The 16,794-nt window shown below is 58.6% G+C and carries 19 protein-coding genes; 2 read left to right on the top strand and 17 right to left on the bottom strand.

All coding sequences use genetic code 11. The features are described 5' to 3' along the window. Window positions 1–78 precede the first annotated feature (78 nt). Window positions 79–1,113 carry an ATP-binding cassette domain-containing protein gene (locus Q1A00_RS03770; RefSeq protein ID WP_298403932.1) on the top strand — a complete coding sequence of 345 codons (1,035 nt, stop codon included), beginning with the start codon at window positions 79–81 and terminating at the stop codon, window positions 1,111–1,113. A 28-nt stretch (window positions 1,114–1,141) separates the two neighbouring features. After that, window positions 1,142–1,897: an ABC transporter permease gene (locus tag Q1A00_RS03765; protein WP_298403929.1), complete on the top strand. Its 756-nt coding sequence runs from the start codon at window positions 1,142–1,144 to the stop codon at window positions 1,895–1,897. Between the two features lie 184 nt (window positions 1,898–2,081). Here Q1A00_RS03765 and Q1A00_RS03760 read toward each other — a convergent pair whose 3' ends face one another. From Q1A00_RS03760 to Q1A00_RS03680, 17 genes are all read right to left on the bottom strand, one after another. Then, on the bottom strand, window positions 2,082–3,041 hold the full coding sequence (locus Q1A00_RS03760; protein ID WP_298403926.1) for a peptidoglycan DD-metalloendopeptidase family protein: 960 nt from the start codon (window positions 3,039–3,041) through the stop codon (window positions 2,082–2,084). Window positions 3,042–3,126: 85 nt separating this feature from the next. Continuing rightward, complete coding sequence (locus Q1A00_RS03755; RefSeq protein ID WP_298403923.1) at window positions 3,127–3,411, bottom strand: hypothetical protein; 285 nt, start codon at window positions 3,409–3,411, stop codon at window positions 3,127–3,129. 234 nt (window positions 3,412–3,645) lie between these two features. After that, window positions 3,646–4,104, bottom strand: coding sequence for an SRPBCC family protein (locus tag Q1A00_RS03750; RefSeq protein ID WP_298403921.1), 459 nt, complete (start codon window positions 4,102–4,104; stop codon window positions 3,646–3,648). 17 nt (window positions 4,105–4,121) lie between these two features. Beyond that, on the bottom strand, window positions 4,122–5,291 hold the full coding sequence (locus Q1A00_RS03745) for an NAD(P)/FAD-dependent oxidoreductase (protein WP_298403919.1): 1,170 nt from the start codon (window positions 5,289–5,291) through the stop codon (window positions 4,122–4,124). A gap of 205 nt (window positions 5,292–5,496) precedes the next feature. Then, window positions 5,497–5,934, bottom strand: a complete 438-nt coding sequence (locus Q1A00_RS03740; RefSeq protein ID WP_298403917.1) for a hypothetical protein — start codon at window positions 5,932–5,934, stop codon at window positions 5,497–5,499. A 37-nt stretch (window positions 5,935–5,971) separates the two neighbouring features. Beyond that, the gene (locus tag Q1A00_RS03735) at window positions 5,972–6,259 is read right to left on the bottom strand and encodes a hypothetical protein (RefSeq protein ID WP_298403915.1); all 288 of its coding nucleotides are present in this window, start codon (window positions 6,257–6,259) and stop codon (window positions 5,972–5,974) included. 19 nt (window positions 6,260–6,278) lie between these two features. After that, complete coding sequence (gene bchG, locus Q1A00_RS03730) at window positions 6,279–7,196, bottom strand: (bacterio)chlorophyll synthase (RefSeq protein ID WP_298403912.1); 918 nt, start codon at window positions 7,194–7,196, stop codon at window positions 6,279–6,281. A 59-nt stretch (window positions 7,197–7,255) separates the two neighbouring features. Next, window positions 7,256–8,320, bottom strand: a complete 1,065-nt coding sequence (gene bchU, locus Q1A00_RS03725; protein ID WP_298403909.1) for a bacteriochlorophyllide d C-20 methyltransferase BchU — start codon at window positions 8,318–8,320, stop codon at window positions 7,256–7,258. Window positions 8,321–8,352: 32 nt separating this feature from the next. Continuing rightward, a complete protein-coding gene (locus Q1A00_RS03720) occupies window positions 8,353–8,856 on the bottom strand; it encodes a hypothetical protein (RefSeq protein ID WP_298403906.1) in 504 nt (167 codons plus the stop codon). A gap of 33 nt (window positions 8,857–8,889) precedes the next feature. Then, window positions 8,890–9,603, bottom strand: coding sequence for a lipase (locus Q1A00_RS03715; RefSeq protein ID WP_298403903.1), 714 nt, complete (start codon window positions 9,601–9,603; stop codon window positions 8,890–8,892). Between the two features lie 11 nt (window positions 9,604–9,614). Beyond that, window positions 9,615–10,298 (bottom strand): alpha/beta fold hydrolase, encoded by a 684-nt coding sequence (locus Q1A00_RS03710; RefSeq protein WP_298403900.1) that lies wholly within the window; start codon window positions 10,296–10,298, stop codon window positions 9,615–9,617. Between the two features lie 3 nt (window positions 10,299–10,301). After that, a complete protein-coding gene (locus Q1A00_RS03705; RefSeq protein ID WP_298403897.1) occupies window positions 10,302–11,078 on the bottom strand; it encodes a hypothetical protein in 777 nt (258 codons plus the stop codon). Between the two features lie 15 nt (window positions 11,079–11,093). After that, on the bottom strand, window positions 11,094–11,975 hold the full coding sequence (locus Q1A00_RS03700; RefSeq protein WP_066783726.1) for a hypothetical protein: 882 nt from the start codon (window positions 11,973–11,975) through the stop codon (window positions 11,094–11,096). Between the two features lie 12 nt (window positions 11,976–11,987). Beyond that, window positions 11,988–12,995: an alpha/beta hydrolase gene (locus Q1A00_RS03695; RefSeq protein ID WP_298403894.1), complete on the bottom strand. Its 1,008-nt coding sequence runs from the start codon at window positions 12,993–12,995 to the stop codon at window positions 11,988–11,990. 15 nt (window positions 12,996–13,010) lie between these two features. Further along, window positions 13,011–14,114 (bottom strand): ArsA-related P-loop ATPase, encoded by a 1,104-nt coding sequence (locus Q1A00_RS03690; protein WP_298403891.1) that lies wholly within the window; start codon window positions 14,112–14,114, stop codon window positions 13,011–13,013. A 66-nt stretch (window positions 14,115–14,180) separates the two neighbouring features. Continuing rightward, window positions 14,181–15,404, bottom strand: coding sequence for an ArsA family ATPase (locus Q1A00_RS03685; protein ID WP_298403888.1), 1,224 nt, complete (start codon window positions 15,402–15,404; stop codon window positions 14,181–14,183). Window positions 15,405–15,450: 46 nt separating this feature from the next. Further along, complete coding sequence (locus tag Q1A00_RS03680) at window positions 15,451–16,785, bottom strand: hypothetical protein (RefSeq protein WP_298403883.1); 1,335 nt, start codon at window positions 16,783–16,785, stop codon at window positions 15,451–15,453. Window positions 16,786–16,794: the final 9 nt, after the last annotated feature.

Here is a 16,794-nt window from a genome sequence, read left to right as displayed (position 1 = left end):
CGATTACAATCAACCTGCGCATCGTCATTGACGCTTGCCGTGCGATCATAGCACTATCATCAGTGAAAGTCAATCCCTGTGACGGTTCTCACAGATGGGCTTGACATCACTGCACAGGCGCGTTATGCTCTGAAAGAGTTGGAGCCTGATGACCAAGGCACGGTGATGAACGAACACGCTGTTGAAACACAGACGCTGGTCAAACGGTACGGCACGGTAACGGCGCTCGATCGCGTCAATCTCCAAGCACCGGCCGGGCGGATCTACGCTTTGCTCGGCCCAAACGGGGCGGGCAAAACGACCCTGCTCAGTATTCTCACCACCTTACTCCCACCGACTTCCGGCAGCGCGCGCATTCTCGGTTATGATGTCGTGCGCGATGCAGCCGAAGTTCGCTGCCGGATCGGGGTAACCTTTCAAGAGATGGTGCTCGATCCGCTGCTGACTGGGCGTGAGACGCTCGATTTTCACGGTCGCCTCTATCGCCTGCCAGCCGCTGTGCGTCGGCAACGGATTGCTGAATTGGTTGAGTTGGTGCAATTGACCGATGCCATCGATCGGCCGGTCAAGAGCTATTCTGGCGGGATGAAACGGCGGCTTGAATTGGCCCGTGGTCTAATGACTGATCCGCAGGTGTTGGTGCTTGACGAACCAACGCAGGGCCTCGATCCGCAAAATCGGGTTAATATCTGGAGCTATGTGCGCGATCTGAACCGCCGTCGTGGAATGAGCATCTTGCTTACGACCCACGCGATGGATGAAGCCGAGGCTTTGGCCGACCTCGTAGGCATCATCGACCACGGTCGCCTCATTGTCGAAGGCAAGCCGGGTGATCTGATCGCTTCGCTCGGTTCTGATGTCATCCGAGTGCGCGGGAATGGTGATTTTCAGCATCTGGCCACGGTTGCCACTGCAATTGATGGCGTGAACCGGGTCGAGACTGACCCAGCCGATGGCTTGGCCCTGATTTATACCGACAACGGTAGTCGTCGTTTACCGGCGGTGCTGAATGCGATCAGCAACAACGGCTTCGCCATCGAAGATGTCACTCTTGCCCGCCCATCGCTCGGCGATGTGTTCTTGCACTATACCGGCACTGCACTGCGTGATTAACGCTTTCATACTGCGAGAGGAGCACTCGATGTACGCCACGTATGTGATCTGGACGCGGCACATGCGCAAATTCGTTCAGCAGACCGAAGAGCTGGTTGGGTTGGCGCTGCAATCTGTCTTGTGGGTGGTGCTCTTCGGGGTCGGCATGCGCGGGATGATTAGCGATGTTGGCGGTAGTGATTATATGTCATTTATTCTGCCGGGCATCATTGCCCTCAGCGCATTGGGCGGCGCAGTTGGCGGCGGCATGGTATTGTTGGATGAGCGGCTGCGCGGGATTGTGAAAGAGTATCTGGCCGCACCGATCCCACGCTTGAGCATTTTGTTGGGTAGTGCGGCGAGTACCGCAACCAAGGCGCTCTTTCAAGCGACGCTAATGTTAATCATTGGGTTGCTTATGGGGGCGCGCTTGGCGATCAACCCAGTTGGCTGGTTAGGTGCGCTCGTTTTGCTCGCGATCTTTGCCATCGGCTTCAGCGGGCTGGCACTCGGTGTAGCGGCTATTTCGCGCAGTATCGCCGGCTATCACGGCATGATTTTTCTCTTTAACCTGCCGCTGTTGTTTGCCTCGAATGCACTCTACCCGCTATCAGTGTTGCCGGGATGGATGCAAGTAATTGTGCTCATCAATCCAGCAACGTATCTGATCGACGCTGTGCGCGCTTTGGCGTTCGGGGTGGAAGCCACCCTGCCGCTGTGGGCCAGCGGTCTGGTGCTGGCCGTTTTTGCTGCTGCGAGCATGGCCTTCGCCCTGTCGCTCTTCCAGCGTTCGTTGCGGGCGTGAAGAATAGCCGCGAAAAGACACAGAAAACACAAATGATTGCGGCTTAACACAGAACAAGGTGCTTGCCTGTAACTGTTTTGATGGCAACACCCATTGAAACCGAACGCTAGCAGCAGCCAGATGGTGGTGTAGTGGTACTGGTTCATCCAACGATGTTCGTGCTGTTTGCATCTTTTTGCGGCTATTATCTCCCCCCACACCCCACCAACGTCGTCGGATCAATATTGACATCGCCGCGCCAGACTTGATAATCAAGGTGCGGGCCACTAGCAAAACCGGTACTGCCCATTAAGCCGATCACTTCGCCGGCCCGCACCTGCTGCCCATCAATCACCGTCACAATCGCCAAGTGCGAGTAGCCGGTGCGCCAAACTCCGTCCGCTGCCAATACCCAGACGTGGTGACCAGCAGGATAGCTATTCAGGGTCACCCTCACCACCCCATCGTGGGTAGCAACAACCGGCGCATACCAGCTCGGCCCCGGCTCGGCCAACCCATCGCCGTCGCCGTCAACCGCCAAATCGATCGCACCCCAAATATGGGCCGGCGCGTGGGTGCCAACGCCATACCCTTGGGTGATGACAACTTGGCCTGATGAAGGCTGCACTGGGCAACCGTGGGGACCAGCTTCATCGAGGTAAAATTGGGGAACCGCTGGAGGGGTTAGCACAAGTGGCGGCGCGGGAGCGATGAAGGGTGCCAGCGCATCGGGCGTAGGGGTCGCCAACGCGACGGGACGCGCACGACTCACTGCCAGTTGCGTTGGCGCTGCTGCCGGCAAGGCCGCTGTAGGGATGGCTTCGATGAGACGAGCGCCGGCCTGATTGAGCAGAGAAGCCTGCAATTGACGTTGGAACGTGGGAGCGACGTCTGTCGCCAGCGGTGTCACCGCCAGCGTCGCAGCTAACCCAGCCGTTAATGCGAGCGGCCAGACGTTTGCTGGTGGCGATGGTCGCGGTAGCGACGGCAGTAAAGCTGCGGGTGACAAGCCCAACACCAATGCAATCGCCTCAACCTCACCGCGGCTGAGGCGACGCATCCCATATTCGGCTTCGGCAATAACCCGTGCCGGGATCCCGGTTAGAAGCGCCAAATCAACAAAGGTCAAATCGCGAGTGCGGCGAAGCTGGCGAAGTGTCTGCATCTTAATCCTCTTGGCACAACACAGTTAGTTGGAAGATAGCACAACCATGCTGCGCTCAAGATGACAAGATGCCTACAAATGCTGCTTAATCGCCGTTCACACGCCGTTCTTTTGCCGCGTACTCGGCCTCAAGCTCGGCTAACTTACGCCGGCGTTCACGCTTCTCAAGCCGATTAAGGGTGATGTAGCCCGCTAAAATCGAGACAAACAACGCTGGCCACATCAACCAAGCAAGGCTAATTTTAATGCTAATCGCAAAGAGCAGCCCAAATAGGCCGATGAACACCCCGCCGGCCACCATATACACTTCAAAGCTGGTGCTGGCAAGATAGACCTCATCGCGCGGGCTAAACCGTTGCTGTCGCGCCATACGCAACCTCTCATCACTGACGAACCTGCTATCCTGATAGCTGTATGCTAGCACAGGGTTGGATTGCATTGTAGTAGATGAAACGATGCAGTTTTTGTGCAATATCTGTGCTTTTATGCAAATATCAATCACAAAATGATAAGGGCGGGTGTGAAACCCGCCCTTACGATGCAGAGCACCCACTCTGCCAATCTTCCCACCTCGCGCCATCACTAACAGGCGATCGCGCCGCCACTAGCGCGACTGGGCCGCTGCCGGTTTGCCACTGCCTTCGATAATCATGCGCAAGCGGTCAAGCTGGATACGCATATCGAGCGAGGCAAAGATCTGGCCGATGCCTACGACGAACACCCGCAGACTAGGATCGGGCACTTCGTACTCCACCCGATTCTGCACAACCGTGCGATCGCCATCAGCAAACCAACGCCAGAGTTCTTTGCCGCACCACAGACCATCGATCGTCAGCAAGATATGGCCGCTATCGCGTTCGGTGACAGTGTAGGTCGCACCGGCTAGCGCCAGCGACTTGAGGCGCAGTTTATGCTTGCTGCCCAACGCCATCAAGTCACCCTCAATCGGATCGAGCACCACCAACGGCGAGCGCCACTGGGCCATCAATTCGGGATCGGTCAAGTAACGCTCGACGGTGGCAGGTGGCGCTTTAATTGAAACAAACTGTTCCTGCACGATCATAATCATGCTCCTATCGCTCAGGCGCTTTCAATGGTAGCGCGGTAATACTCTTCAATTCCCCGTTTCAGCATGAGCGCCGGATACCCCATCACCGGCACACCTAATGCGCTCCCGATAGCATCATTTGGCCCTAATGAAACAACTTCGCCGAGCTCGACCGGCTCGTAGGGCCTTGGCGCTTCTCCCCGCGCTTCAGCCGCCAGTTCTGCGGCCAAATGGGCACCCTGCCGAATGGCGTATGATGCGGCGGGCGGCAAGACACCTCCCCGACCATCAGACACAGCGGCGCAATCGCCAATGGCAAACACGACAGCTTGCCCATTGACCCGCAAGTAGCGGTCAACCAGCACCCGCCCGATCCGATCGGTTGGGAAGCCGGCCTCGGCCAAGAGGGCTGGCGCGCGCACGCCAGCCCCCCAGACAATCGTTCCGGCGCGTAAGATCCGGCCATCGGCAAAGCGCAAGCATTGCGGCTCGACCTGCGTTACCGGCGTTTTAAGAAACACATTCACACCGAGGCGTTCCAAGCGGCGCACAGCCTCCTGACTTGCCCACTTGCCGAGGTGCGGCAGCACATGATCTTCGCGTTCAATCAGGGCAATGCGCACTTCCTTACGGGGCGCACCGGTTTGCTGGCACAGATCATCGGCCCATGCCGCCAACTCGCCGGCCAACTCACAACCGGTATAGCCACCGCCAACGATCGCTGTTGTCATCGTGATCCGCAACTCGGTCGGATCAGTTAACGACGCCGCTTTAGTAAATTGAGCGATGATGTGTTTACGCAACGCGACGGCGTGGGCGAAGGTATGAAGTGGCAGCGCATACTCACGGGCGCCGGGCACATTGAAAGAGGTCTCACTGCCTAGTGCCAACACCAGCCGATCGTATGGCAAGCTCCGGCCGTCGGCCAACGTCACCGTGCGCTCAAGCGGATGGATTGCCGTCACGCGCCCTTCCACCCGCTCGATATCACGGCCTTGCAACAAATGATCGAGTTGATAGATCGACTTCTGATCGGCAATCCCGGCGGTTGCGGTCAAATGCAACAACTGGATTAACTGGTGATACGGATGTTGATCAACTAAGCGGATGGTAATATCAAGCCCTTGTTCACGGCGGAAACGGGCCAGATCAAGCGCTGTGCGCAAACCGGCATAGCCGGCGCCGAGAATAACGATCTGCATGGTCACAAAGCTCCGTGGACTGGTCACGACAGGCGGGTGTAGATCACGCTACATCCCCTCTTTACAGAATACCACGGCTCGGTTGCCGGTCAACCGCACAACAGGCGCAGATCACACACCTTTGGCAGCGAGAGACAGACGCAGAGGAATGGGTGCGTCTCGCCGCATCCCACCCCTCTGCGTCAGCCACAACTCCACCGAGCGATCACGGCGCCGGCGGCGTCTTGGGCGGCGTCTCAACCCACTCATCAACCTTGGCTGCACCCTGCTCAACCGCGTCGGCAGCCCGTCCGGCAGCCCGGCTAAAGCTCGTGCCAAGCTCTTCCGCCGCGCGCGACAGCCGCTCGGTAAACGAGCGCACCTGCTCGCCAACCTGCTTCGGGCTCGGCAACGAGATCTGCGGTGGCTCAGCCGCGACGATATCATCAACTACCCGCTCTGAAATATTGGCCAGCTCTTTCGGAAATGCCACCACCGCCATTGCTACCTCGGCCATCGCCCGGCGCACGCGGCGGCGCGAATTGCGCGGCAACAGCACCAGCGGCACCGAAGCAACTGTCAGGCCAATCCGGGTTGCCCCCCCGACAAAACTAGCCGCCAGCTCAAACAAGCCATCACGCTCGTTGGTCGTCTCATTGCTCATACGTCTCTCCTCCTCTGCTCACAGAGAGCAACCGGCGTTACTTCGCCTCAGTCTTTTCTTCGCCCTCAGCCGCCCATTTCTCGATGCTCTTGCCAGCGATTTCGGCGAAATCACGCGGCAACGAGGCGAAGGCGTACATCAGCTCCTTGGTCGCATTACGCATGTGCTGGCGCGACTCTGGCGGCAGCAGCGCGAAGGGCAGCGTAAAGACCGACATGCCAAGGCGAACTACGCCGCCGCCGAACTCCATCGCCGACTCGACAAAGCTGTCACTGCGCCGCACCGGGACGCTGCGCACTCGGACCTCACCTTCAGTCTCCGTCATCTTCGCACCTCCTTAACGGTCAGCCAAAATAGCCGCCCACCAGAAAACCCGAGACAATCTGGATCAAGGCCACAAATGGGTTGGAGGCTAGCAGGTAACGCACGTAATTCTGCTGGTTTGGTTCACGGTAGAGCTTAATCTGATTATAGATCGGCACTACCAATGCCAGCAGAATAAACGCTGCCACCCAGTATTGCCCCCACACCAACGCCAATATCATCAGCATTGCCTCGAAGCCGTTAATCGTTGCGTAAGCCACAATTAGCGTGCGCTTCACGCCAATCGCAACCGTGAGTGATTTCAGGCCCAACCTGCGATCACCCTCAACGCTCTTAATATCGTTAAGAAAGAGCAAGCCGGCCGCTAAACCGCCATTGATCAACGCTACCACCACGCTTTGCCACGTCAATGGCGCAAATATCAGATGGCCAGCCATCCAGCTCATACTAACGTAACCCAACCCGACTGCCGGCGGCCCCAACCAGAAATGTTTCTTCAGCTTGATCGGCGGCATGCTGTAGATTACCGACAGCACGATACCGACAAAGGCGAAGAAGACGATCAACGGCTGACCAAAGACCAGCGACACCAGCATGGTTGCTGTGCCGAGTACGATCCAATTCCAGCGTGCCTCATTCAGCGTCACAATGCCGGCCGGAATCGGGCGTTGTGGATCGTTGATCGCATCCAGTTCACGATCGAAATAATCGTTAATACTCTGGCTGAAGCCGGTACCGAGCGGGCCGGTCATCAACGCGCCCAACAGTATGAGCCACCAGTGATCGGGCCGCGTCCAGTCAAAACCTCGCTCGTAGCCTGACGCCAGTGCGCCACAGAAACAGACCAGCACCGGCGAAATCCACGTCACCGGATCGGCAAGCTCGATATGGGCCCGGATTTTTCGGCTGAGCGAGACGTGCTGTTCAGTCGAAATCATAGTTGCTTACCGCATTGCCGGGCAGAAGCTGCACCGGTCACACATGGCTGAACCTTCGTTTACGGTTTTACCGCCTGATACAAAACGTGTTCGTACCCCTCATCGAAGGTCACGTCGGTAAACCCGATTTGGCGCAGCAGATCAGGGTAGATCGCGTGATCCTTGAACTCAAGCACCGAAAAGCCCATCCCAATCGCGCACAGGTAGTGGGTCAGATAATCGTAGTTTGGATGCTGCGGATCGCTGATTACCATATCGAGGATCAGCACCTTCCCGCCACTCGGCAACGCATCGTAGGCCTTCTTGAGCAACATCGAGCAGAACTGCGCATTCATCGGGTAGAGAATGCGCGAGAAGAGCACTGCATCACCGGGAGGATACGGCTCGCGGTACATATCGACCGCCACCGGCGTAATCCGGTCACTCAGACCTTTGGCCGCTACATTCTCGCGCACTAGATCGAGCGCGCTGGGCAAGTTGATCAACTTCACCTTGAGATTGGGGAAGGCTTGACAGAGGGCCGCCGCAATATCGCCAATGCCGCCGCCGACATCGATCAGCATCTGCACATCGGCCAGCCGTGCCCGCTTGACTAACAACTCGACGAAGAGCTGGATATTCGAGCGGTGCAACGTCTCGTAAAACAGGCTATCTTCGCGAGTGCGCGGCGGATGCGGCACAATGCTGGTAAAATCAACCTTCCCGCGCACCACATCAGCCAGCCGCAGGTAGTAATTCTCGATTAAATCGGAAATATAATCCACGAACGGCACCATCGTCATATTGCGATGGCGTTCGGGATCGGCAAAGAATTGCTCGGCGAAGGGGGTGAGCTGCCAGCGATCATCTTTCCGCGCCGCCAGACCTACCTGCTCGAGCGTAATCAAGAACTTCTCTAGCCGCGACGGCACTGTCTCGGTCAAGGTTGCCAGATCAGCCAGCGTGCGCGGTTCGGCAGCCAACAGATCAAACAGCCCCAAATCTTTTGCCGCCTTAATCACGAAGAAATCCACCGTGCCCTTAAACACCATATCATAGGCACGGTTGGTTGCGGCAAATAGCTCTTGTTGCTCAAGCGCCGCGGTGCCCGTCGTGGTTGGTTCAACCGAAGGTGAAGTCGTCATGCGGTCCCCCTCGCGCACAAGTGCGATGTAACTTAAGAAATAACCGACTCTGAACCCTGCTTAGATACTGCTGCTTGCCGGTTCAACCACGGCTGGAAGAAGATCGGAATAAAACTCAGCCACCAACTGACATACCCTAGCCATGCAAAGAAGCGATGCAACCGGCGTTTCTGCGGATAATCACGCATCGACTCGCCCCAGCGATGGCCGGTGATCATCGCTCCAACCATACCGATGGTTGGCAACGGGCCAGTAATCATGAAATAGATCTTCAACCAGCGTGGTTGGTGTTGCCCGCCAAAATGCTCTTCACGAAAGAGCCGGCCAATCCCGACCACTGCGACCATTACGTTCATCAGCCAATCGAGCGCATGCGCGATATTCGCTAACCGATTGCGCAATGCTGCACGCTCTGGATGATGCGTATTCACCTCTTGCCGGCAGAGATAGAGCACTGCGGTATAACACGCAAGCGATACACCCGACACAGCCGCCATAGCGTACAGAATAAACCGGTCAATGTGCGATGATTTCATGCAATTTGTATTATAGTACAAATCAGCGACATTTCAAACAACAACTGATGAGGATCCCAACAACACTCGTTGCCAGTATCTTAACCCTTCCGGGTCGCCATACCACGGACGACCGTGGATAGGAGAGTGATGCAACCCGGGCACGACCAAATACTCGGCGCCAGCTAGCGCTGCGCAGGTCAGCGTTGTAATCCCGTCACCCCACGCCTGCGCGCCGGCAGGGCCGTCGATCAGCACGTAGCTGTTATACGCCATCCGCTCAACCCAGCGTCCTCGCCGATTGGCCTGAATGCTGCGGCCAATAATCGAGGTATAGCGGATCTGATCATAATACGCGCCGGGATAACAACGATTAGTAAACCCGACGGTCTGGCGCGTCCAGAACTCTTGGCTATGGTGCGGCGTACCGAGCATGATCAAGTGATGCACGAACCGGTGGCCGCCATAGATGTCACCTTTGTACGGCTGATCACCGAGATACATGCGCGCCACCGTGCCACCGACACTATGGGCCAGAAGAGTCACGGTTTCAGCGCCGGTTTCGCGCAAGGCCCGAGCGACCGTGTCGCGCACAATCCGCAACACCGGCCGAAAATCCCAATCACGGGTTAAAGCCCAGCGCATACGACCGATTGGGGTCACGAAGACGCGAAAACTAAATGGTGGTTGTTCGAGCGTCCGCGCCAGTGCCGCAAAATCGCTCGGACTGGTCAGATAACCGCCAATAATCACCAGCGGACGGGCCATAGCACTCCTGATCAATCCTCAAACCACAGCGGCACTACATCCCGTGCGCCGTACCACGTCGCCGGCGCGTTATACGGTGCATGGCGCGCACCCTCTAAGATCAAGTTGTCGGCACCGGCCAGATAGCACGCTGCTGTCGGCACAATCCCATCGCCAACCAAATTCCCATTGCCGAACGAAACCTCATAGGAACGATAGGCAATCATCTCTTCGGGATTGCCGAAACGACGGCCACGCACACTCCGCCCTGCTACAGCGCGATACTTGACGTGAGGAAAAGCTGCGCCGGGATACCGCGCCTCAAGCCAGTCGGCAAACTGTTTCACCCAGATCTCCGACGTGGCATGGGCCGTCCCCAACGTGGTTAAGCTTGCTACCACCTCATGGCCGGCATAACGCACCCCTTGATACGGCTCATCGGACAAATAGGCGCGCGCAATCCGACCGCCGGCGCTATGGCCGATCAAATCAACTTTATCAGCGCCGGTTTCTTCAAGCGCAATCCGCACCGTCGCTGCGAGCGCATCAAGCGCCGGCCCGAAATCAGGATCGCGCAAGCGTGCCCACGCTAACCGGCTGAAATCAACCACATACACGATCCGATTGTATGGCGGCGAGGCTAGCACGCGCGCCATACCGAAGTAATCGGCGGGCGACGACAGCCACCCGCCCATAATCACTACCGGACGGGGCATAGTCTACTCTTTATCTTTGTCTTCGGAACGAGACTTAGGCTCATCCGTAGCCACTGGCGTTTCGGCGGCTGGAGGAACCGTCGATGGCATTGATTGGGCCGGCGCCACCGCAGCAGAAGCGACATCATTACCATTGCCGTTATCAGCGACCACCTTAATCCGCCGGATCGTCTGCGGCTGTTGCTTGGTCTTCTCGCCGGGCAAGGCATCAACTGCGGCATTAAACAGGTCACAACCGATGCGAACCAGCTCCTCGGTCTGGAAGCGAATCCAATGACCGTAGAAGTTCAGCACCTTCTCAGTCGTCGTGCGCACCTCGCGGGTAAAGGCCTCAAGCCCCTGCGGCGGCAAGGCCCCGCGCGCATACGAACGCAGCAGATATCCGATTGGCTGCACATCAGGCGGCAACTCATCACCGGCGAGGCTCAGGCGGGCTGGCGTGGCAGGCACCTCCTCGCTGGCCGGCCGATAGGTTGCTGGAGCAAAGCTGCGCGGCGTAAACGAGGGCGTGCCAGGCGTGTATGATGCCGCACCGGGCGTATACGAACCCGACGGCGGCGGATAGCCATACGATGGCCGGCTCGGCGCAGCCGGCTCCGCTTCGCCAGCATACGGCACTGGCGTGTCATCCAAATTCAACAAACGCTTCAACCAATTGGGCATCCACTGATACCGTGCATCGATACTGCGACGGGGGTCTTCATTACTCAGACCAAACCACCGGCGCGCAAATCCGGGCAGCCAACGAACAGTCGGGTTTTCTTCTTCGAAGCGATTCATACGCGCTCCTCTCTATCACGAGCCAAAAGCGAAGAGACGGCGACGCTGCGGCACATACGGCGCGAAACAGAAATTGATAATGCGCTCAAGATCATCATTTGGATAGCGCCGATCAAGCGTAGCGATTGAATCAAGGACATACATGAGTTGCTCCACCGGCGTTTCCGGTTTGCACCGCACCAACTTTTTAATCAGGTGGCGACGCAGATCTAGGCTGTAACGCAGCGATGTGCTCGCCAAGCGGGCTAACAATTGATCCCGCACATCAACATTTTTCGTCAGGCGATCAAGCCAACGCGCTAACCCCAACCGCTCGCTGCGATCCAGATAGTAATTAATCAGATCGGCTAACCCAGCCGCCGACGTCACGCTGACCACCTCGGCCCACCGCTTGCTGAACGCCATCCGGCTAAAGGCCGGCAACTCTTCGAGTTGTTCGATCAACTGGCATGCTGAATGGTACGGTTCGCGCTCAAACGTGCGGCGCAGACCGGCTTCGCGTTCAGCCAGCATCGCGAGCGCCTCGCGCACCACACCATCGCTATCATCGTAGCCACCGTGGCGCAGGTGCATTTCATGGGCCAACTCGTGCAATGCAATCCCCACACTTCCGTCTTCATCCCAGCGCCCAAGCAGCACGGTCGAACCAGAGCGCGGTGAAAAGCTGCCGCTATCGCCCCACGCCGTCTCGCGCCCGTTATCCAGCGCCTCGAAGGTCAGGCGCTCATCGAGCACTGACGAGGGCATATCAGGCCACATCTTAGCGACCAGCCGGCGCACCTTGCCGGCCAATCGGCGGGGCCGGTAGGTATACTGGCCGACCGACAGCGGGCGGTCATCAGCCCGCTCCATATCGATGATCATTTGTTGGCCGCCAGAACGAAGCAACAACTGCATACACCGACCTCCCTAGCGAACGCCTTTCAAGAAGAGGCGCATAATTTGAATGACGTGCTCGGGCAATTCAAACAAAATTAGATGACCGCACTTCGGCACTTCCAAAAATGAACTATTGGGGGCGAGCGCCACCAATTTGCGCCCATCGGCCGGACGCATGATCGGGTCGTTGGCGCCGGCCACCAACAAGAGCGGCTGCTGGATCGTCTTGGCTTGCTCGGCCACGGCGGCCAAAATCTCGGGGCGCGACAATTCGGTCGCCGATACCCGCACTGCTGCCGGATCGCAATAGCGCAAACCGAGCGTGCCGAGCCGAATATCGCTAATGGATGGGGTATTCTGCGCCATCACTAGCCGGGCATAGATAAAGGGCAGCCACCACAGATTACGCCGCTCGATCGGGCGCAACACCCTGTTAAACACGGTATCGAGCAAGCGCGGCACAAACTGCGAAGCAAACTTATTGTACGGCAGCAAGCTAAAGTTAAAGAAGATCAGCGAGCGCACTAATTCGGGTTGGTGGGCTGCCACGTGCAGCCCAATAAACGCACCGAGCGAGAAAGCAGCCACGTGGGCCGGACCAAGATTCAGTGCGCGTGACAACGCCTGCACATCGGCGCTAAACCCGGCCACGGTATAATCTTGGCGCGGATCGCTATCAGAAAAGCCGTGCCCTTTCAAATCGTAGCTCACCACGCGGTAACCGGCTTGCGCCAGTGGATCGATCACGTGATGCCACCAAAACGACGAACAATCCCAGCCGTGGATGAGCAGCAACGGTTCGCCATCGAGCGGCCCGACATCTTGATAGTGATGCACAACGCCGTTCAGCTCGATAAAGCGGGCGCGGGCCAAGAGCGCGCGTTCACCTTCCAGCCGGCGCCGTTCACGGGCACTCAACTTGCCGGCAAGGCGTGTCGCCACCTCATTGACATACTCAATATACTTGGCCGTTGGCGGCGCATCGATCGGTCGCGCCGGCGGTCGATCGATCGGGATCGGCTGGGCAAGCACTGACATAGGCGCCCCCCTTCGCTACTCTACCCACAACCGCAACAATTCACCCTCGACCCGCGCCCGTAAGCGACCGCCATCAACCAACCCCGGCAATAACACATGCCGGCGCAACTGGCCGAGTTGGACGACAACCTCTTCGCTTGCCACTGCAATATCGAGCGATTTGGCATCGAGGAAAGGGATCAGCAGGCGCAGATCACGCTCATTACTCACCGGACGCGGCGGTTCGACAGTGAAGATGTCACCATCACGGTAGAGCGCCGCTCCGCGCAAAGCCCACGTATCGCGATCAGCCGGCGTCAGCTCAAGCTGACCAACCCGCAACAACGGACGCGCCCGGCTGGTCTCGTGGCTGAAATCGTGGCGGCTTTCGTCATCGACTTGGTCGGGCTGGCCATTCACAATCACTTCATCGCTAGCTAACCCGAACAGACCAAAGGCGGTTAACGCCGCACGCAGCGGCGGCAAGCGCAACTCTGGCGGCAACGCCACCATCCGCACCCGCGCCCCGCTCTCGGTTTCGAGGCGAGCGCGTTGTTGCTCAAGCTCAATTCGTAACTCTTGCAAGGGCGCAGTCGCGCTAGGCGCCACGATCGCTGCCGGAATCATTGCCTGCTCTTGCGACGCACGCGACTTACCGGGACCGCGATCAAGGCCGAAGATCAGGCGCACTGCCCAGCGCAGCACATCAGGCAACGTCAACGCCCGGATGAGAGCGTCAGGTGACGGGCCATCGAGAATCAACAGATCGAACCGACCAGATTGCCGGGCACGTTCGGCGACCAACATCACCGCCACCGCATCAATGCCGGGGAAGGCCGGCAGCTCATCAGGACCAAGATCGCGCAGGCGGGCCACCAGCCCGCTGCGCAGCGACGGACGCACTTGCTCCCAACGGCGGGCAACCTCCTCGTGGGGATGAATCTCCATCGCCGCGAGGTTCGGCTCAAGTTCCAGCGGGCGTGAACCAAGCACTTGGTAAAGCAGATGGCCGAGCAGATGGCTGGGGCCACTCGAAGCCACCAAGGTACGATACCCACGCCGAGCGGCGTGGCAAGCCGTCGCGAGCGCAGCCGCGCTCTGTTGGAGTTGATGATAGGCAGTAAAGATCAGCGTGCGCATGCAGAGTGCTCGCAACCGGTGCACAATGCAACCGGAATAGACAACGGAGAGGCGGTAGCAATCACGTTAGGCCGCCTCAACTTGCTGTTTGCCGCTGGCGCGGGCAGCGCTAGCCTCGTAGAAGGCCAGCCGCAAGACGCCATCTTCATAGCGATGTTCACCGAGGACACAATCGTACAACACCCGTGGCAAGGCAATTGTGCGCTCGATCCGCCCGACCGTAATGGTCAAATCGGGACCGCTATGGCTTACTTCGATCGACTCACCGACATCAAGGAACGGCAACCGCAAACAGAGATCATATTGGCCGGGTTCGCCATCTTCGCTCCACTGCTCGAGCCAGATCGGCCGTTCATCGTAGAGCAGCGCCCCCGGATCGACATCGCCGAAGGTCAGCCGGCCAACGTGCAACAGCGCATCAACTCCGATCGGTTCACCACCTTGCAACACGGTACGGAAGATTGGCGTCGGCGCAAAGCTCGCCTCAATCTCAGCCAGATACTGCTGCTGGAGGTTGACCCAGTAATCAAAGTACGGGCCAAGATCAGTGCGGTGTGGCAAAATCTTATTCACCAGCACCGCATCGAGTTGCAGGCCATACAGGCTTAGGAAGGTATAGGCACGGCGTGTCTCAAGCAACGGCAAGCGCTCCGGATTCAGCACCAACCGCACCGAAACCGCCGAACTGACCAAAAAGTTGGCCAGTTGATCCATCCGTTCGAGCAGCTTGCCCACCTCTTCAAAGAAGCGGTCATCGGGCAAATCACGCCGGAACGGGCGGGCGACATTCGCGATCCCGCGATAGACGCGGAATAACCGCTTTCCAGCTTCACCGCCGATGATCATTTCGGGGTAGGCCAACAAGCGCAACGTATTGCCGGTCGGCGCGGTATCAAGCACAATCGCATCCCAACGACCGCTCTGCGCTTCATCCATCACCCGTTGCAACGCGAGGATTTCATCAAGACCGGGCTGATTGGCCAGTTCAGCAGCCGTTGAGCGTTCAATACCACGAGCCGAATAGGTCGCTGTCACGAACTGCTGAAAGCCACCCAGATTCTGGCGCCACTCATAGATCGTATCCACTTCGAGACCATAGAGATGGGGAGCCAGCGGTGTTGGCCGATCGCGGCTGATCGGTATCCCCATCACATCGGCCAGCGAGTGAGCCGGATCGCTCGAGAGCACCAGTGTGCGGCGGCCAGACTGCGCCAGAATCACTGCTGTCGCCGCCGAGAGCGTCGTCTTACCAGTACCGCCCTTACCGGAATAGATAATGACTCGCGTCATAGTGCCTCATTCGCCTGCTGCAACCTTATTCCCCGCCCACGTTCGATCACTGCGCTTCCGGCTCATCATCCGATCGGCCATTGAGCGGTTCACGCGCCGACGTACCGGCGCCGCTGCCACTAACTGCGGCAGGGCGGTCGGTGCGATTGACCACCACGCGGCGCACCGGCATCGACGAGCCAGTCTCCTCGACCGGCGGTTCGACCCGGCGCACACTAATGGCGCGGCGCACCGGTTGCGGGCCGGCGGTTTCAGGCGCCGGCGATGCCGCCGGTTCAGCCGCCGCCGGCGAAGGCGTTGCTTGCCGTACCGTGGCTCGCACCGCAATCCGGCGCTGCACCGGCTGCTCGGCGCTTGACTGTGGTTCGGTTGGTTCAGCAAACCGGACAGCAGCGCGCACCACCGGCCCCACAGGAGCCAATGGCCCGCCCTCCGCCTCTTGCTGGGCAGCAGCATAATAGATGCCACGCATCGCATTACGGCGCACGCGCGGATCTTGCATATTGTTCAGCAACTCGGTCGCGCCGCTCATGATCTCGCTCGCCCGCCGCAGACCGCGCGCCAACCCGCGTGGCACCTCAAGCATCAAGCGCAACGACCGACTCACCTCGTACATATTGGGTTGTTCGGGTAACGTTGGCAATGGGCCGACCGGCGCCGGCGTCACACCAGCCGGAGCACCGCCCCGCTGGCTCTCGTAAGCAGCGATCAGATTGCTCGGTGAAGCGGGAGCAGGCTCTTCTTCCTCCTTGGCAGCGCCAAACTTCCACCATGGCTTCTTGGCCGGCTTCTTCGGCTCTGGTTCCGGCATCGGCGGCGGAGCCGGTTCGCTCATAAAGAACGGCGGCAGGGGCTTGCGTTCCACGGCTGGGAACTCAGCCTCAAAGGCCTTCACCAATTCTTCCCCGCTGACACCGGCCAACACTTGGTCACCGACCCATGCCACCATTTTGGCCAGCATATCAACATCTTCCGCCGGCATGTAATCGAGCGTATTCACAATCACCCGCTCAGGTTGGCCGGGGTCTTGCACCTCGCCGAGCGCAACGCGGCGCTTGCGTGGTGGCGTTGCCGGAATGCGCAGCGCAAGGCTGACGCGACCATGCCACGGATCCCATGTCTCGGCGCGCACCACATCAACATCGCTCCAAGGAAAACCATCGACGGTATCGTTAAAGAAGCCGCGCGCCCACAGAATCAGCCGGCGGTCGGTCAACGCGACAAAATCAGCCAGCGCAAGACCGCCAACCCGGCGGCGATTCTCATCGAGCAACGTACCATCGAAGAGAGCAAGCAGCGTCTCGCCTTCCTCCAGCAAATCGCGCTGGCGCAATTCCTCGACGCTCGCCATGCTCACATTGACACCGAGAAATGGGCTCATACCTGCTCC

It is taken from the genome of uncultured Chloroflexus sp. (genome assembly GCF_938091255.1).
Classification (GTDB): Bacteria; Chloroflexota; Chloroflexia; order Chloroflexales; family Chloroflexaceae; genus Chloroflexus.
This window is presented reverse-complemented; position numbering and strand designations above follow the sequence as displayed.

Excerpts from the sequence above, each read along its gene's own strand:
- Q1A00_RS03700 (WP_066783726.1), bottom strand. The coding sequence starts at position 11,975 with ATGCAGTTGTTGCTTCGTTCTGGCGGCCAACAAATGATCATCGATATG.
- Q1A00_RS03710 (WP_298403900.1), bottom strand. The coding sequence starts at position 10,298 with ATGCCCCGTCCGGTAGTGATTATGGGCGGGTGGCTGTCGTCGCCCGCC.
- Q1A00_RS03760 (WP_298403926.1), bottom strand. The coding sequence starts at position 3,041 with ATGCAGACACTTCGCCAGCTTCGCCGCACTCGCGATTTGACCTTTGTT.
- bchG (WP_298403912.1), bottom strand. The coding sequence starts at position 7,196 with ATGATTTCGACTGAACAGCACGTCTCGCTCAGCCGAAAAATCCGGGCC.
- Q1A00_RS03745 (WP_298403919.1), bottom strand. The coding sequence starts at position 5,291 with ATGCAGATCGTTATTCTCGGCGCCGGCTATGCCGGTTTGCGCACAGCG.
- bchU (WP_298403909.1), bottom strand. The coding sequence starts at position 8,320 with ATGACGACTTCACCTTCGGTTGAACCAACCACGACGGGCACCGCGGCG.
- Q1A00_RS03705 (WP_298403897.1), bottom strand. The coding sequence starts at position 11,078 with ATGAATCGCTTCGAAGAAGAAAACCCGACTGTTCGTTGGCTGCCCGGA.
- Q1A00_RS03685 (WP_298403888.1), bottom strand. The coding sequence starts at position 15,404 with ATGACGCGAGTCATTATCTATTCCGGTAAGGGCGGTACTGGTAAGACG.
- Q1A00_RS03765 (WP_298403929.1), top strand. The coding sequence starts at position 1,142 with ATGTACGCCACGTATGTGATCTGGACGCGGCACATGCGCAAATTCGTT.
- Q1A00_RS03695 (WP_298403894.1), bottom strand. The coding sequence starts at position 12,995 with ATGTCAGTGCTTGCCCAGCCGATCCCGATCGATCGACCGCCGGCGCGA.
- Q1A00_RS03755 (WP_298403923.1), bottom strand. The coding sequence starts at position 3,411 with ATGGCGCGACAGCAACGGTTTAGCCCGCGCGATGAGGTCTATCTTGCC.
- Q1A00_RS03715 (WP_298403903.1), bottom strand. The coding sequence starts at position 9,603 with ATGGCCCGTCCGCTGGTGATTATTGGCGGTTATCTGACCAGTCCGAGC.
- Q1A00_RS03680 (WP_298403883.1), bottom strand. The coding sequence starts at position 16,785 with ATGAGCCCATTTCTCGGTGTCAATGTGAGCATGGCGAGCGTCGAGGAA.
- Q1A00_RS03750 (WP_298403921.1), bottom strand. The coding sequence starts at position 4,104 with ATGATCGTGCAGGAACAGTTTGTTTCAATTAAAGCGCCACCTGCCACC.
- Q1A00_RS03735 (WP_298403915.1), bottom strand. The coding sequence starts at position 6,259 with ATGACGGAGACTGAAGGTGAGGTCCGAGTGCGCAGCGTCCCGGTGCGG.
- Q1A00_RS03690 (WP_298403891.1), bottom strand. The coding sequence starts at position 14,114 with ATGCGCACGCTGATCTTTACTGCCTATCATCAACTCCAACAGAGCGCG.
- Q1A00_RS03740 (WP_298403917.1), bottom strand. The coding sequence starts at position 5,934 with ATGAGCAATGAGACGACCAACGAGCGTGATGGCTTGTTTGAGCTGGCG.
- Q1A00_RS03720 (WP_298403906.1), bottom strand. The coding sequence starts at position 8,856 with ATGAAATCATCGCACATTGACCGGTTTATTCTGTACGCTATGGCGGCT.